This is a genomic window from Flavobacterium sp. JAS (assembly GCF_020991455.1).
In the GTDB taxonomy this organism is placed as follows: Bacteria; Bacteroidota; Bacteroidia; order Flavobacteriales; family Flavobacteriaceae; genus Flavobacterium.
This window is the reverse complement of record NZ_JAJMOX010000004.1, coordinates 137,053-152,922: the sequence shown is the minus strand read 5'-3', so window position 1 is coordinate 152,922 and position 15,870 is coordinate 137,053. Positions and strand designations below refer to the sequence as shown.

The window sequence follows — 15,870 nt, the reverse complement described above, 5'->3', positions numbered from 1 at the left end:
TTTAGTTTTTATGATCTTGAAAATTACGAATATTCTTCCAATTTAAATTTTTTAAAGCATAAAAAAAAACGCTAAGAACATATTATCAATGTTTCTTAGCGTTTATATTTTTTACTATTAAGCTATTATAATGTTGCGATCGCTTTTTGAATTCTAGAAATAGTTTCTTCTTTTCCAATAATTTCAACAATGTCAAATAGGTGAGGACCTTTAAGAGCTCCAACTAAACTCAAGCGGAAAGGCTGCATTACTTTACCCATTCCAATTTCGTTTTTAGTTAACCAATCTTTCACGATAGTTTCAATATTTGCAGATGTAAAATCTTCGATATTTTCCAGAACTGAAATCAATTCTTGCATCAAAGTTGGAGTTTCTTCCTTCCAGTTTTTGCTCGCTTTTTCATCGTATGATGTTGGGGCCTGGAAAAAGAAATCACTTAAATCCCAAAATTCAGAAACAAAATTTACTCTTTCTTTAATCAATGAAACAATTCTTGTAACGTCGTATTTAGAAATATCAACAGCTTTTTCAACCAAAATAGGAATGAAGTTCTTCGCTAAATCAGCATCATTTTGTTTGATTAAATGTTGATGATTGAACCATTTGTTTTTCTCTGGATCAAATTTTGCTCCAGATTTGTGAACTCTGTTTAAGTCAAAAGACTCTACAAGTTCTTCTAATGAAAATAATTCTTTATCAGTTCCGTCATTCCAACCTAACAAAGCAAGGAAATTTATAACTGCTTCTGGGAAAAATCCATTCTCTCTATATCCAGATGAAACACCTTCTTCGGTTTTCCATTCTAATGGAAACACAGGAAATCCTAATTTATCTCCATCTCTTTTTGATAATTTACCGTTTCCAACGGGTTTCAATATCAAAGGTAAATGTGCAAATTCCGGAGCATTCCAACCAAAAGCTCTGTATAATAAAACGTGAAGAGGCATCGATGGTAACCATTCTTCACCACGAATTACATGTGAAGTTTCCATCAAATGATCATCAACAATATTTGCTAAATGGTACGTTGGCATTCCGTCACTTTTAAACAATACTTTATCATCAAGAAGATTCGTTTCAAATTTCACATCACCACGAATGATATCTTTTAAATGTAAAGTTTCATCAGTAGGAGTTTTAAAACGGATCACATAATGTTCTCCATTTGCAATTCTTTTAGAAACTTCGTCAGCAGAAATTACCAGAGAAGTATCTAACTTTTCACGATTATGATGGTTATAAATAAATGTTTTTCCTTCAGCTTCATGTTGTTTTCTATGTGCATCTAAAGCTTCCGGAGTATCAAAAGCATAATATGCCCAACCAGAATTGATCAATTGATCGGCATATTGTTGGTACAATTCTTTACGATCACTTTGTCTGTACGGACCAAATTTTTCATTTTTGCCAACGGTTTCTTCAGGAGCAATTCCTAACCATTCTAATGCTTCCATAATATAAGCTTCGGCACCTGGAACAAAACGAGTTTGATCAGTATCTTCAATTCTTAAATAAAAAACACCATTATTTTTTTTGGCAAATAAATAATTAAATAAGGCAGTACGAACTCCGCCAATATGTAAAGGTCCTGTTGGACTTGGTGCAAAACGCACACGAACTTGCTTTGACATTTGTTTAAATTTTGATGCAAAGATACAATTCTAATTAGAGAATTAGAAAATGAGTTTTAATTAGATAATGTCTTGCTTGTAGCTTAATTGACTAATTTTCTCATTGATTATTATCTAATTAAAATTAGTACTTTTATGGGTTATAAATAAAAGAGATTCATTTTGAAAACAACATCTGCAATATATCTAAAGCTTGAAGCATTTATAAAGAAATATTATACCAACGAATTGATAAAAGGAGCGCTTCTTTTTATTGGTTTTGGATTATTGTATTTTCTGTTCACGCTTTTTGTTGAGTATTTTCTTTGGTTAAAACCAGTAGGAAGAACATTATTGTTTTGGCTATTTATAGGAGTAGAAGTTTTCCTTTTGTTTCGATTTATTTTGTTTCCAATTTTTAAATTATTCAAACTTCAAAAAGGGATTGATTATAGTCAGGCTTCCAAAATTATTGGAGACCATTTTACAGAAGTGAGTGATAAACTAACTAACTTTTTACAATTGTCGGCTTCTGAGAATTCAGCAGAAAGTTCTGAATTGATGTTGGCTTCGATAGAGCAAAAAGCAAATTCATTGCAACCAATCCCGTTTGGAAATGCCATCAATTTTAAAACCAATAAAAAGTATTTGCCATTAGCAATAATTCCTATTTTGCTTTTTGCGGTGTTTTATATTTCAGGAAATAGCAATATAATATCTCAAAGTTTAAATAGAGTAGTACATTTTAATGCTACGTTTTTACCTCCGGCTCCTTTTAAATTTGTAGTTCTAAATCAAAATTTGCAAACAGAACAGAATAAAGATTTCGTTATCAAAATGGAATCTGTTGGAAAAGTAGTTCCGGAGAATGTAATGATTCATATAGGTGACGAAAGTTATTTTATGGAATCTTCTCAGCCAGGAAAGTTTGAATTCAAGATTGAAAAACCAGTTGAAAATGTTTCTTTTTCTTTTGAAGGAAATTCAGTTTCATCTGATGAATATGAATTGAAAGTGATCACAGTTCCATCAATTGCCAACTTCGAAATGGTTCTGAATTTTCCATCTTATCTAAAAAAGAAATCAGAAACAATTCAAGGAACCGGAAATGCAATTGTGCCAGAAGGAACTTTAGTGACCTGGAAGATGAATACACAATCGACTCAGGAGATTGTTTGGATGGATGACAATGCTACTTTTAAGTTTAATAAAGTCGAAAATGAGTTTAAATTGGCTAAAAACATCAGTCAAAATACAGAATATCAAATTCTTACCTCCAATAATAAGGTCAAAAACTACGAAAAACTGGATTATCAGCTCTCAGTTATCAAAGATCAGCATCCAACGATTACTGTTTCGCCAGCTCCGGATAGTTTAAAGTTAGATAAGAATTATGTTTTGGGTAGGTTAGGAGATGACTATGGTTTGTCAAAATTACAGGTAGTTTATTACGAACACAACAAACCAAACACTGCTAAGCGTGGAACCATTCCTGTGAAGTCTGGAGTATTTGATCAGTTTGTTTTTAATTTTCCAAGCAACCTTGCCGTTCAGGAAGGAGTATCTTATGAATACTATTTTGAAGTTTTTGATAACGATGCACCTCATGGTTTTAAGAGTACAAAGTCTTCTGTTTTTTCTGATCGTGTTTCAACTACAGATGAAATTCATGATTTGGAATTACAACAGCAAAATGATAATATTAATAGTTTAGAAAAGTCTTTAAAGAATCAAACAAAACAGTTTTCTGAAATGGATAAGATTCAGAAAGCAGGAAAAGAGAAAGATAATTTAGAGTTTAAAGATCAGCAAAAAGTAAATGATTTTATCAAACGTCAGAAACAACAAGACGAAATGATGAAACAATTTGCTGAGAAAATGAATAAGAATTTAGATAAGTTTCAGTCTGAAAAGAAAGATAAAACTGCCGATGATTTACAAAAACGTTTAGATAATGCCGAGAAAGATTTAGAAAAGAATCAGAAGTTAATGGACGAGTTGAAGAACCTAAATGATAAATTACAAAGTGAAGAGTTGTTTGATAAGATGGAAAAGTTCAAACAGATCAGTAAAAATCAATCTAGAAATTTAGAACAATTAGTTGAGTTGACCAAACGTTTTTATGTATCTAAAAAAGCAGAGCAAGTTGCTGAGAAATTAAACAAACTTGCAGAGCAGCAGGAGCAGCTTTCTAATAAAGAAAAAGAAAATACTCAGGAGAAACAAGAAGATATTAATAAGGCTTTTGATAAAATACAAGAAGATTTAAAAGACCTTAAAGAAGAAAACAAAACATTAAAAGCTCCTTTGGATATTCCAAATGATGCTTCAAAAGAAAAAGATTTAAAGAATGATTTAGAAAAAGCTTCTGAAGAATTGGGTAAAAAGAATTCATCTTCGGCTAAGCCAAAACAAAAAAGTGCTGCCAAGAAAATGAAAAGCATGGCAGAACAAATGGATGCTAGTATGGAAGGTGGGGAGCAAGAACAGTTAGAAGAAGATGTTGCAATGCTTCGTCAGATTCTGGATAATCTTCTAGCATATTCTTTATCGCAGGAAGATGTGATGAAACAATTTAAATCTATGAAGTTGGGTTCTTCGGCATATACAAAGAACATTAAAGTTCAGCAGAATTTGAAACAACAGTTTAGATATGTCGATGATAGTTTGTTTGCGATGTCACTTCGTAATCCAAAAATTGCCGAAGATGTAACTAAGGAAATTGGGAATGTACAATATAATGTAGATAAAGCTATTGAAAGTTTAAGCGATGTTCAGGTTCCTAAAGGAGTTTCGCATCAGCAATATGCAGTTTCTTCTGCTAATAAGTTGGCTGATTTTTTAAGTGATTTATTAAACAACATGCAGATGTCGATGTCTAAACCGGGATCAGGAAAACCAAAACCAGGTGATGGACAAGGAATGCAATTGCCAGATATTATCCAAAAGCAAAAAGGTTTAGGAGAGAAAATGAAAGCTGGAATGAAACCTGGAGAGAAACCCGGAGAAGGAAAAAGTGGAGAAGGTAAGGATAGTCAAGGGAAAGAAGGGAAAGGAAAAAGTGGAGATGGAAAAGATGGAAAGGATGGACAAGGTAATAAAAGTGGCGGTAAAGGAAATGAAAATAAAGACGGTCATGATGGTGAAGGAGATGCTGAAGCAATCATGGAAATCTACAAAGAGCAAGTAAAACTTCGTGAAGCTTTGCAAAAAGAATTAGCTAAACAAGGATTAGACTCTCAAGGTAAATCTGTAATTGATCAAATGAAAGTTTCCGAAAAGCAAATTTTAAATAAGGGTTTTAAGAATGAGAACTTGCAACGCATACTTAATATTCAACAAGAGTTGTTGAAATTAAACAATGCAGTTCAGCAACAAGGGCAAGATACCAAGCGTCAATCTGAAACTAATAAGGCTGAGTTTTCTAATAGAACAAATGCTTTGCCGAGTTCACTATTGGATTATTTAAACAGTGTAGAGATATTAAACAGACAATCACTACCTTTGCGCTCGAATTTTAATCAAAAAGTTCAAGAATATTTTAATACAAAATGATCAATTTTAATTACGAAACCGAATTTACTTTAGACAACGAACAAGCTTTTGCCGATTGGTTAAGCGCTGTAATTGTTTCTGAAAATAAAAATGAAGGAGAGATAAGTTATATTTTTTGCGATGATGAATATCTTCATAAGATAAATGTAGAATATCTAAATCATGATACTCTAACTGATATTATCAGTTTTGATTACACAGTAGGTAATGAACTAAACGGAGATATTTTTGTTTCTGTAGAAAGAGTAGAGGATAACGCAAAAGATTTTAATGTTTCTTTTGAAGAAGAATTGAAACGTGTTCTTGCTCACGGTATATTACATTACTGTGGTTATAAAGATAAAAGTGAAGCTGACGCAGAACTTATGCGTTCTAAAGAAGATGAGAAGATTGTAATGTTTCACGTGGAACAGTAATTAAATCTCTCTTTAATTTTACGCTTATTTATGTTCCACGTGAAACATAAATAAGTTTTTAAAATAAAAAAAGTCAGTTGTTTCACGTGGAACATTTAGAATTTTATCTCTTTTAAAAAGTTCCATGTGAAACAATTTCTCAAAAGAAAGACAAAAGTGTTTCACGTGGAACATAAAAAATCGACTTTCAAGTTTGGGTTTTGATTTCAATTTTTTGAACTGAAGGGTGTTTTTTAAATCTGTTCCACGTGGAACAGATGTTGTTTTGAAATTGGAAATTTGCAATTTCGATTTGTATTTCGCGATTTTACATCGTTCCACGTGGAACATGTTTTTACGAATGAGGTTGGGATTTGGAATTTTTAGGTTACAATTTGAATTTGAAAAATTCAAATTTTGCGCGTTAGCGCCGTTCCACGTGGAACAAAAGAGTAAAGAAGTTAATTCTGAGAACTGCCTTAAACGGTTTCCAGAGAATAATAAAACAAAATGTTTTTAGAAGAATACGATGTTATTGTAGTTGGTGCAGGTCATGCTGGATCTGAAGCCGCGGCAGCGGCTGCAAATTTAGGATCAAAAACTTTATTGGTTACAATGAGCCTGCAGAACATTGCGCAGATGTCTTGCAACCCTGCAATGGGTGGAATTGCAAAAGGACAGATAGTGCGTGAAATTGATGCGTTGGGAGGATACTCAGGAATTGTTTCTGACCGAACTGCAATTCAATTTAAGATGTTGAACAAATCGAAAGGACCTGCAATGTGGTCGCCAAGAGTTCAAAGTGATCGAATGCGTTTTGCCGAAGAATGGAGAATGATGTTGGAGGGAACTCCAAATTTGGATTTCTACCAAGAGATGGTGAAAGGTTTGATTATTGAGGACGGAAAGATAAAGGGAATCAAAACTTCGTTGGGAGTTGAGATTCGATCTAAGTCGGTTGTATTGACAAACGGAACTTTCTTGAATGGTTTAATTCATATTGGAGAAAAACAATTCGGTGGAGGAAGAGCAGGTGAAAGTGCTGCAACCGGAATTACCGAAGATTTAGTTAGAGCAGGTTTTGAATCTGGAAGAATGAAAACTGGAACGCCACCACGAGTTGATGGACGTTCTTTAGATTATTCTAAAATGAACGAAGAAAAGGGAGATGCAAAACCGGATAAGTTTTCTTATTCGGATTTGACAACTCCTTTAACACATCAAAGATCTTGTCATATGACATACACGTCATTGGATGTTCATGATATTTTGAGAGAAGGTTTTGATCGTTCGCCAATGTTCAACGGAAGAATCAAAAGTCTTGGACCAAGATATTGCCCTTCGATAGAAGATAAGATAAATCGTTTTGCTGATAAAGAGCGTCACCAATTATTTGTTGAACCGGAAGGTTGGAATACTTGTGAGGTTTATGTGAATGGATTTTCAACTTCGCTTCCGGAGGATATTCAATTCAAAGCGTTGCGTTCAGTTGTTGGTTTTGAAAATGTGAAATTCTTCCGTCCTGGTTACGCAATCGAATATGACTATTTCCCGCCGACGCAATTGAAACATACTTTGGAAACAAAGTTAATTGAAGGTTTATATTTTGCCGGACAAATAAATGGAACAACAGGATATGAAGAAGCGGCTTCGCAAGGTTTGATGGCTGGAATTAATGCGCATTTAAAAGTGCATGAAAAAGCACCATTGATTTTAAAACGTGACGAAGCTTATATTGGAGTTTTGATTGACGACTTGATTACGAAAGGAACAGAAGAACCTTATCGTATGTTTACATCAAGAGCAGAGTATAGAACATTGTTGCGTCAAGATAATGCCGATTTCAGATTGACGCCAATGTCACACGAAATTGGTTTGGCTTCTGAAGCTCGTTTACGCCGAATGGAAAAGAAATTGAACGAGTCTGAAAAGATGGTTGCTTTTTTTAAAGAGACAAGTGTTTCGGTTGCTGAAACAAATCCGATTTTGGAAGCAAAAGAAACAGCTCCGATTACGCAGGGTGATAAAATGTTTAAAGTTTTCTCACGTCCGCAAATTGATTTGGAGGATATGATGAAATTTGAAAAGGTAAAAGAATATATTGAAGCAAATGATGTTGATCAGGAAATTTTGGAACAAGCCGAAATCCAGGTCAAATATTCTGGTTATATCGAAAAGGAAAGAAATAACGCTGATAAACTTACTCGTTTAGAAGAAGTGAAAATTCCGGAGAATTTCGATTACAATAAAATTAAATCAATGTCAATTGAAGCAAAACAAAAATTGAGCAAGATTCGTCCTGTAACAATTTCTCAAGCTTCAAGAATAAGCGGAGTGTCACCAAGTGATATTTCGGTTTTGTTGATTTATATGGGAAGGTAGAAGATTGTTTTAGGTTTCAAGTTTGTTGGAATGTGATATTTGAAATCATTGTTCCACGTGAAACTATTTTTAATTTGTTTTTATTTTTGTTTCTAAGACAAGATAAGATGTGTTTTGTTCCACGTGAAACAGATTTGTGTTTGATCTTTTTTGGTAATCTAAAATATGTTCCACGTGAAACGAATTTGAGATAGTTTGCCATTCCGAGGAACGAGGAATCTCCGTTGCAAGATCGACAAAGATTGGTTCTTTGATTGTGGAGTTTCTTGCGAAGATTCCTCGTTCCTCGGAACGACAAAAAAGATAAAAGCTATAATGTTGCGATTATGAGAATTCTTAGAAAAGAAATTTTATCGGAAGAAGAAAAAGAAGTTTTACGCGAACTTTGGAATAATGAATATCCAGCAAGATTACATTTGAAAACAAGCGAAGATTTTGAATTGTATTTAAACGGACTTTCAAATACAAAACATTATTTGCTGTTTGATGATTCAAATGAAATAATTGGCTGGGCTTTTACTTTTTTGAGAGAAGGAGAAGATTGGTTTGCAATAATTCTGAATAGTAAAATTCAGGGAAGGGGAAATGGATCACTTTTGATTAATGAAATAAAAAAAAGAAATAGTAGTTTGAATGGTTGGGTAATTGATCATGAAAATGAAATAAAAGAAAATGGAGATTTTTATAAATCTCCAATAACGTTTTATATTAAAAACGGTTTTACAATAATTACAGAGACAAGAATTGAAAATGAAAAAATGTCGGCTGTAAAAATAAATTGGAAGCGCTAAAAGAAAAAATAAATATTAAAAACAATAAGCCCTAAAAGTGGAAATTTCGCTTTTAGGGTTTGCTATGAAATTAAACCAAAATACCTATAATTAAAAAATGGACGTTTTAAACAAAAAACATTTTCTTACTGTAAAAGACCATTCTGTATCTAAAGAAATTTTCGAATTGTATCATGACGAAACTTTAGACATGTTGATTACATCTCCACAACCCGATTTAGAAAATCTTGGAAGATATTATGAAAGCGAAGATTATATTTCGCACACAGACAACAAACGTTCGTTATTTGAAAAAGCATATCACTTTGTGAAAAATATTGCTTTAAAAAATAAATTGAATTTGATTAATTCGGAGCAATCTCAAAAAGGTAGAATTTTAGATATCGGTGCCGGAACTGGAGATTTTTTATTGACAGCAAAAAATGACGGTTGGGAAACTGTTGGAGTAGAACCAAGCGAACGAGCAAAAAATATTGCAATCCAAAAAGGAATTTCTTTTGTAGATGAAATTAGCGCTCTTGAAAATAATTCTTTTGACGTGATTACGATGTGGCATGTTTTGGAACACGTTCCAAATTTGGAATTACAAATTCAGGAATTAAAGCGTTTATTAAAATCAACTGGAACATTAATTGTTGCGGTTCCAAATTTCAAATCGTACGACGCAAAATATTATAATGAATTTTGGGCAGCTTATGATGTGCCAATTCATTTTTGGCATTTCTCAAAAAAAGCCATCCAATCGCTTTTTGAAAAAGTAGATATGAAATTAGAAAAAGTGCTTCCAATGAAATTTGATTCTTTTTACGTGAGTTTATTATCCGAAAAATATAAATCCGGAAAAATGAATTACATCAGTGCATTTTTCGTTGGTTTAAAATCAAATTTAAAAGCAAGCAGTACAAAAGAGTATTCGTCGCACATTTACGTTCTAAAAAACAGCTAAAACGCAAAATAAGCGCGTTTACGGCGCTTTTTTGGATGAAGCGAGGAGAAATATCCTCTTTTTTGAGAAAGAGCCTCTAATAAAAGCTATAAAAGCCACTTTTGATAGTGGTTTTTTATGCTTTAAGTTGGTTCCATAAATAAAAACAATACCATAAAAAACGAGTGTTTTTTGAGATTTTATGGCTGAATTTTTCTGATTTTAAATTTTGAAATCATGAAGATGAAAATTGTTAAAAATTTTGCTTTTATCGGAAATCGTATTTTATATTTTCAAACAGGCAGAATTTCAAAAATGATGCTTTTCTAATTTTGTTTTTAAAATCTAAGAACAGAAAAATGTTTTTTTTGATATTTTTTTTTGCTTTGATCAATTTTATAAACATGACGCTGGAAAAAAGGATCCAACATATATTTTACACCCTAAAAAAAGGCTGAGACGTGAAATAAGCGTATTTACGGCATTTTCGTAGTAAGAACGGGTGTTTGTGTTGTCTTTTTTGATAAAAAGGCTCTAATAAAAGCTATGAGAGTCACTTTTAATAGCGTTGAATTATTGACATTTTTCTTCCGATAAATAAAAACAATATGATAAAATTCTAGCATTTTTTAAACTTTATGTTGATGCTATTTATTTTTTTATATTTTTGTCTTCAATACATTAAAAAAAATAGAAATTTAGAAATGAAAAAAGCATTAGTAATTATCGCACTTTCAATTTTAGTTGTTTCGTGTAATAAAGCAACAGAAGTTAAGGAAGTAAAAACAGCTTACGTAGATACTTCGGTTTTAATGAAAGAGTACACTGAAGCAAAAGATCTTGAGGCTAAATACAAAGCTCAAGCGGAAGAAAAAGGAAGACAGCTACAAGCGGAAATTACTCGTTTTAAACAAGACGCTGCTAATTTTCAAAGTCAGGCACAAGCAAATGGACAAGCATGGGCTCAACAAAGAGGTGCTGAATTGCAAAAAAGAGAACAACAATTGGGTTATGCTCAACAAGCTTTGTCTCAACAATTGCAACAAGAAAGTGGTGTTGAAATGGATTCTCTAGTAAGCGGAGTTAAAAAATTCATCAAAGATTACGGTAAGAAAAACGGTTATTCTTATATCTACGGTACAGGAGATGCTGCTTCTATTTTATATGCAGAAGAGAAATATGACATCACAAAAGATATCATTAAAGCTTTGAACGATAAATACAAAGCAGAGCCTAAAACAGACGAAAAACCGGCCGCTAAAGCAGGTGAAGAAGCTAAAAAATAATACCAAACTAATTAATTAAATTAAAAACCTAAATCTGTGAAGATTTAGGTTTTTTCTTTTATAAAAAAATGCGATACTTTTAGTTTTTCAATACACGCCCAATGCAAAACGTTTCAGAAGCTGCTGCTTACACCTTACAATTCATCAATCAAACGCAAAAATCTATTTTCCTGACCGGTAAAGCAGGAACAGGAAAAACTACGCTTTTACGCGAAATCATTGCTACGACGCACAAAAACACTGTTGTTGTCGCACCAACGGGGATTGCGGCGCTAAATGCCGGTGGAGTTACAATTCATTCCATGTTTCAGTTGCCATTTTCGGCCTTTATTCCATCTTATCAGGAGGCTTCTCAGTTTACAGAAACCGTAAAATTCGAGAATAAAGATACCCTTCGCAGACACTTCAAAATGAACAATGTCAAGCGAAATGTAATCAGAAATATGGAACTTTTGATTATTGATGAAGTTAGTATGTTGCGTGCTGATTTACTGGATGCTATTGATTTTATGATGCAGACAGTACGTAGAAACACACTAGCTTTTGGTGGTGTTCAGGTGCTTTTTATTGGAGATTTATTGCAGCTTCCGCCCGTAATTCGGGATGAAGAATGGCGAACTTTGCGCAATTATTACAAAGGAAAATTCTTTTTTCATTCGCATGTAATTCAGCAGAATCCACCGCTATATATAGAATTATCTAAGATTTACCGTCAAACGGATGATGCATTTATCTCGGTTTTGAACAATCTGAGAAACAATCAGATTACGCCACAGGATATTCAGGTTTTAAACGAGTATGTGAAGCCTGATTTCGACTTGAAAAACAATCCCGGTTACATCACACTTACAACGCATAATGCTAAAGCTGATTCGATTAACGAACAGGCAATAGGTGATTTAGCAGGAAATGAATATGCTTATCAGCCCTTTATTGTTGGAGATTTTCCGGAAAAAATCTTTCCTGTTGAAGAGAATTTGAAATTGAAAATTGGAGCACAAGTTATGTTTGTGAAGAACGATTTATCTTTTGAAAAACGATATTTCAATGGAAAAATGGGGGTTATAAAATCGCTTTCACCCGAAGAAATTTTTGTGCATTTCCCTGAAGAAAATAAAACAATTGAAGTAGAAAAATACGAATGGAAAAACATTCGATACAAAGTAAACGATCTCACAAAAGAGGTTGAAGAAGAGGTTTTGGGCACATTTGCGCATTATCCAATCAAATTGGCGTGGGCAATTACAGTGCATAAAAGCCAAGGTTTGACTTTTGAGAAAGCGGCGCTCGATGTATCGCAAGTTTTTTTGCCTGGACAAGCATACGTAGCATTATCACGATTAACGTCCTTAAATGGGCTTATTTTGCTTTCTCCGTTACAAATGAATGGTATTTCGAACGATCAGGATGTGATGGATTATGCTTTGAACAAAGCGACTGAAGATGTTTTGAAACATTCGCTGCATTTTGAAACTAAGAATTTTATTCATAACTATTTGATTAACAGTTTTAATTGGGTAGATTTAGCTCAGGAATGGCGTAATCATAGATTCAGTTACAACGAAAACGCTGCCGGGTCAGAGAAATCGAAACATTCAATTTGGGCGCACAAACGTTTAGAAACTATTGACGGATTGATCGATCCTTCGCAAAAATTCGTTCATCAGCTCAATAAAATTTTCAATAAAGAAAGTGTCGATTTGTTTTTCGTGCAGGAAAGGGTAGTAGCGGCGTATGATTATTTCTTTAAACCGATGGATAAACTGGTGACTGACCTTTTACAAAAAATGGCCGAGATTCAGAAATTCAAAAAGGTAAAAGAATTTTATGAAGAATTGACTTTTTTGGATGATTTGCAAACCAAAGCAGTTTTGCGCTTAATGAAGGCTAAATTGCTAATAGAAATTGTCGTTGCAGGTGAAACCATCTGTAAGGAAAAATTGTCGTCGACAGCGATTAAAAACTACAAATTAGACAAGGTTGCCAAGATCCGAGAGGAATTTAATATGGCTAACACCGATATTTTTAAAACGGAGGAGCCTGTAGTGCGTTATACTGCCCGTAGATCGGACAAGAATGAACCAAAGGCGGCAAAGAAAACTACAATAGAAGAAACGCATGATTTATGGCTTGAAAAAAATTCTATACAAGATATTGCCAGAATCCGAAAGCTTACCGTGCAAACTGTTGAAATGCATTTTGTTAAACTAATTCAGGCAAAGAAAGTAGAGATTTCAGACATCTTGTCTTATGATAAAATCCTGGCGCTGCGTGAAGCTTTTCAGTTCTATCAGGAAGAATCTTTAAATCCATTAAAAGAAAAATACGGAGATGAATTTACCTGGGACGAACTTAAAATGTTCAAAGCCAGTATAAATTGATTTTAGTCCCGAGACTTCGGGATAGATTTTAGATTTAGCCAAATAACATTATGTAAAATAGAAATATTTAGAATAATTGCTTCTTTTGAAGTTTAATTGTTCCACGTTGAACATACAATCCTGATTTTAAGCGATCGGGATTTTTTGTTTTAGTTTTAATGTATTGGAAGGGAAATGTGGCAGCGAATTTGATTGGAATAAACTAGAATGATCAAAGAAAGTTTTAATTTAAGTACTTTTATAGTTGTATAAGTATCAGATTAATAATTAATTAAAAGATTTAAATATGAGAAAAAGAATAGTATACTTTGCCGTTTTTATTTTTTGCAGTCAATTGACTTTTGGCCAGGATTTAAAGCCGGAATACCAAAAATTTGTCAAGAGTTTTATTGCCAACGTAAAAAGCAATAACAAAGAAGGCGTTGCAGCTTTTATTTCTTTTCCGTTGGGACGAGATTATCCAATTCCGGATATTAAGAACAAGGCTGATTTTATAAAAAGATATGATCAGATTTTTGACACTACTCTTAAAAATGAGATTATTAAATCTAATCCGGCAAAGGATTGGTCTGAAGTAGGTTGGCGAGGAATCATGCTTGGAAGCGGTGATATTTGGATCGATACAAACGGAAAGTTAATCACGATTAACTATCAATCTCAGTATGAAATAGATCTTCAAAAGAAAATTATAGCAAACGAAAAAACAAAATTACATCCGTCTATTGCCGTTTTTAAAGCGCCAATGTACGTTTTGGAAACTTCTAAATTCAGAATAAGAATAGATGATTTAGGAAACGATAATTACAGATATGCTTCGTGGTCTCTTAAAAATACTATGGCAGATAAACCTGATTTAGTGATTACTAAAGGAAAATGGATTTCTGAAGGAACAGGCGGAAATAGTCATTTTGATTTTAAAAAAGGGGCTTATTTGTATGAATGTTTTATAGTTCTCATGGGCACATCTGAATCTCCTCCTGCAACATTAACGATTTATCAAAATGGAAAAGAAATTCTTTCTCAGGATGCAAAGATAATTACCAAATAAAAGAAATCCTGTTCCACATGGAACGGGATTTTTTTATAGAAGCAATGGCAATATTTTAACTATATTTTCTGTTTATCTATTTACCTGAGAGTAACTTAATGTTTTCAGGTCAAGTATAAATTATGTACTTTTATATGGAGTTGTGAGGATCAGATTAATAATCGATTAAAAAAAATTTAAGATGAAAACGAGAAATTTATTTTTAGTATTATTGATTTTTTGCAGTGGTTTGATTGGTGCGCAGGATTTAAAAGCAGAATATCAAAAGTTGGTTAAAAGCTTTATTGACAACATAAAAAGCGACAATAAAGGAGCAATTGGAGATCTGATTGTATATCCGCTACAGCGTGAATATCCAATATCAGATATAGTTGATAAAGAAGGCTTTGTAAAACGTTATGCCGAAGTATTTGATTCAAATTTAAAAAATGAAATAATAACATCTAATCCCGAAAAAGATTGGTCTGATATGGGTTTGCGCGGGATAATGCTGAATCATGGAAGTATTTGGATTGATATTGACGGACGGTTAACAGCAGTAAATTATCAATCTAAATTTGAAACAGATTTGAGGAATAAACTCATAGCTTCTCAAAAAAAGGAACTTGATTCAAGCATCGCTTTTTTTCAAAAACCAATTTGCATTTTAGAAACATCTAAATTTAAAATCAGAATTGATAATTTAGGAAACAACAACTATCGATATGCTTCATGGTCTATTGATAAAAAAATGAGTGAAAAGCCTGATTTAATTATATGTAGAGGTGAACTTGTGGTAGAAGGGATAGGAGGAAATCATCAATATGAGTTTAAAAAAGACAATTATACGTATGAATGTGCATTTATCATTTTAGGCGAAAAAAATTCACCTCCGGCAAAACTCACAATCTATCAGGGAGGTAAAGCAATTCTGAAGCAGGACGCTAAAATAATAGCAAAATAAAAAAAATCCTATTAGCCAATGCTAATAGGATTTTTTCATTTAAAGTGATGCTCTAACTTTGTCCAAATCTTTTTGTTGATCTATTTGCTTCAACTTAAGTTTTTGAATTTCAACTTCTTTTTGTTTTACTTTAAGTTCTTGTTTTTGAGCTTCCTCTACAGTGATCGAATTTGAATTCACTTTCGAATAAATCTTTTGATTTTCTGATTCTAATTTGCTGATTTTCTGTTTTGTTTTATCAAGATTTTTTTCAGAGTTTTTCAAATCTCTTTGATGATTTTCAACCTTTTTCTGTTCTTTTTTTAATCTTGCCTGTTCATCGTTTAGTTTTCTGTGTGATTCTTCTAATGATCTTTTAGCTTCCTGATCGGCCTTTTTTGCCAAAGCATCCTGAGCTTTTTGAGTTGTTACAATGTCCTGAGCATAGAATTGCTGAGCAGAAATAATAAGAAAGAATGCGAAAAATAATTTTAGTTTATGATTCATGATTTTATTTATATTCTTGTTAATGAAGAACAAAAATAAAAGCAGAAGTAAATTTGTATGAGCTGTTA

11 protein-coding genes are annotated in these 15,870 nt (G+C 32.8%); 9 read left to right on the top strand and 2 right to left on the bottom strand.

Features of this window, described 5'->3' with window-relative positions:
- Positions 1-125: 125 nt before the first annotated feature.
- Complete coding sequence (gene gltX, locus LPB88_RS06590; RefSeq protein WP_230713820.1) at positions 126-1,631, bottom strand: glutamate--tRNA ligase; 1,506 nt, start codon at positions 1,629-1,631, stop codon at positions 126-128.
- 162 nt (positions 1,632-1,793) lie between these two features.
- Here gltX and LPB88_RS06585 point away from each other — a divergent pair, with 162 nt between their 5' ends.
- The 9 genes from LPB88_RS06585 to LPB88_RS06545 all read left to right on the top strand — a co-directional run bounded on the left by LPB88_RS06585 (position 1,794) and on the right by LPB88_RS06545 (position 15,316).
- The gene (locus tag LPB88_RS06585) at positions 1,794-5,165 is read left to right on the top strand and encodes a DUF4175 family protein (RefSeq protein WP_230713818.1); all 3,372 of its coding nucleotides are present in this window, start codon (positions 1,794-1,796) and stop codon (positions 5,163-5,165) included.
- A complete protein-coding gene (ybeY, locus tag LPB88_RS06580) occupies positions 5,162-5,581 on the top strand; it encodes an rRNA maturation RNase YbeY (protein WP_230713816.1) in 420 nt (139 codons plus the stop codon). The genes LPB88_RS06585 and ybeY overlap by 4 nt, the downstream gene beginning before the upstream one ends.
- A 489-nt stretch (positions 5,582-6,070) precedes the next feature.
- The gene (mnmG, locus tag LPB88_RS06575; RefSeq protein WP_230713807.1) at positions 6,071-7,942 is read left to right on the top strand and encodes a tRNA uridine-5-carboxymethylaminomethyl(34) synthesis enzyme MnmG; all 1,872 of its coding nucleotides are present in this window, start codon (positions 6,071-6,073) and stop codon (positions 7,940-7,942) included.
- Positions 7,943-8,268: 326 nt separating this feature from the next.
- Positions 8,269-8,733, top strand: coding sequence for a GNAT family N-acetyltransferase (locus tag LPB88_RS06570; protein WP_230713805.1), 465 nt, complete (start codon positions 8,269-8,271; stop codon positions 8,731-8,733).
- Positions 8,734-8,830: 97 nt separating this feature from the next.
- The gene (locus LPB88_RS06565; RefSeq protein WP_230713803.1) at positions 8,831-9,679 is read left to right on the top strand and encodes a bifunctional 2-polyprenyl-6-hydroxyphenol methylase/3-demethylubiquinol 3-O-methyltransferase UbiG; all 849 of its coding nucleotides are present in this window, start codon (positions 8,831-8,833) and stop codon (positions 9,677-9,679) included.
- 683 nt (positions 9,680-10,362) lie between these two features.
- On the top strand, positions 10,363-10,944 hold the full coding sequence (locus LPB88_RS06560) for an OmpH family outer membrane protein (protein WP_230713801.1): 582 nt from the start codon (positions 10,363-10,365) through the stop codon (positions 10,942-10,944).
- 101 nt (positions 10,945-11,045) lie between these two features.
- On the top strand, positions 11,046-13,325 hold the full coding sequence (locus tag LPB88_RS06555; protein ID WP_230713799.1) for a helix-turn-helix domain-containing protein: 2,280 nt from the start codon (positions 11,046-11,048) through the stop codon (positions 13,323-13,325).
- Positions 13,326-13,611: 286 nt separating this feature from the next.
- Positions 13,612-14,373: a hypothetical protein gene (locus tag LPB88_RS06550; RefSeq protein ID WP_230713797.1), complete on the top strand. Its 762-nt coding sequence runs from the start codon at positions 13,612-13,614 to the stop codon at positions 14,371-14,373.
- Between the two features lie 181 nt (positions 14,374-14,554).
- Complete coding sequence (locus LPB88_RS06545; RefSeq protein WP_230713795.1) at positions 14,555-15,316, top strand: hypothetical protein; 762 nt, start codon at positions 14,555-14,557, stop codon at positions 15,314-15,316.
- Between the two features lie 39 nt (positions 15,317-15,355).
- Here LPB88_RS06545 and LPB88_RS06540 read toward each other — a convergent pair whose 3' ends face one another.
- Positions 15,356-15,802 (bottom strand): hypothetical protein, encoded by a 447-nt coding sequence (locus tag LPB88_RS06540; protein ID WP_230713793.1) that lies wholly within the window; start codon positions 15,800-15,802, stop codon positions 15,356-15,358.
- Between the last annotated feature and the right edge of the window lie 68 nt (positions 15,803-15,870).

Excerpts from the sequence above, each read along its gene's own strand:
- gltX (WP_230713820.1), bottom strand. The coding sequence starts at position 1,631 with ATGTCAAAGCAAGTTCGTGTGCGTTTTGCACCAAGTCCAACAGGACCT.
- ybeY (WP_230713816.1), top strand. The coding sequence starts at position 5,162 with ATGATCAATTTTAATTACGAAACCGAATTTACTTTAGACAACGAACAA.
- mnmG (WP_230713807.1), top strand. The coding sequence starts at position 6,071 with ATGTTTTTAGAAGAATACGATGTTATTGTAGTTGGTGCAGGTCATGCT.
- LPB88_RS06570 (WP_230713805.1), top strand. The coding sequence starts at position 8,269 with ATGAGAATTCTTAGAAAAGAAATTTTATCGGAAGAAGAAAAAGAAGTT.
- LPB88_RS06565 (WP_230713803.1), top strand. The coding sequence starts at position 8,831 with ATGGACGTTTTAAACAAAAAACATTTTCTTACTGTAAAAGACCATTCT.
- LPB88_RS06560 (WP_230713801.1), top strand. The coding sequence starts at position 10,363 with ATGAAAAAAGCATTAGTAATTATCGCACTTTCAATTTTAGTTGTTTCG.
- LPB88_RS06555 (WP_230713799.1), top strand. The coding sequence starts at position 11,046 with ATGCAAAACGTTTCAGAAGCTGCTGCTTACACCTTACAATTCATCAAT.
- LPB88_RS06550 (WP_230713797.1), top strand. The coding sequence starts at position 13,612 with ATGAGAAAAAGAATAGTATACTTTGCCGTTTTTATTTTTTGCAGTCAA.
- LPB88_RS06545 (WP_230713795.1), top strand. The coding sequence starts at position 14,555 with ATGAAAACGAGAAATTTATTTTTAGTATTATTGATTTTTTGCAGTGGT.
- LPB88_RS06540 (WP_230713793.1), bottom strand. The coding sequence starts at position 15,802 with ATGAATCATAAACTAAAATTATTTTTCGCATTCTTTCTTATTATTTCT.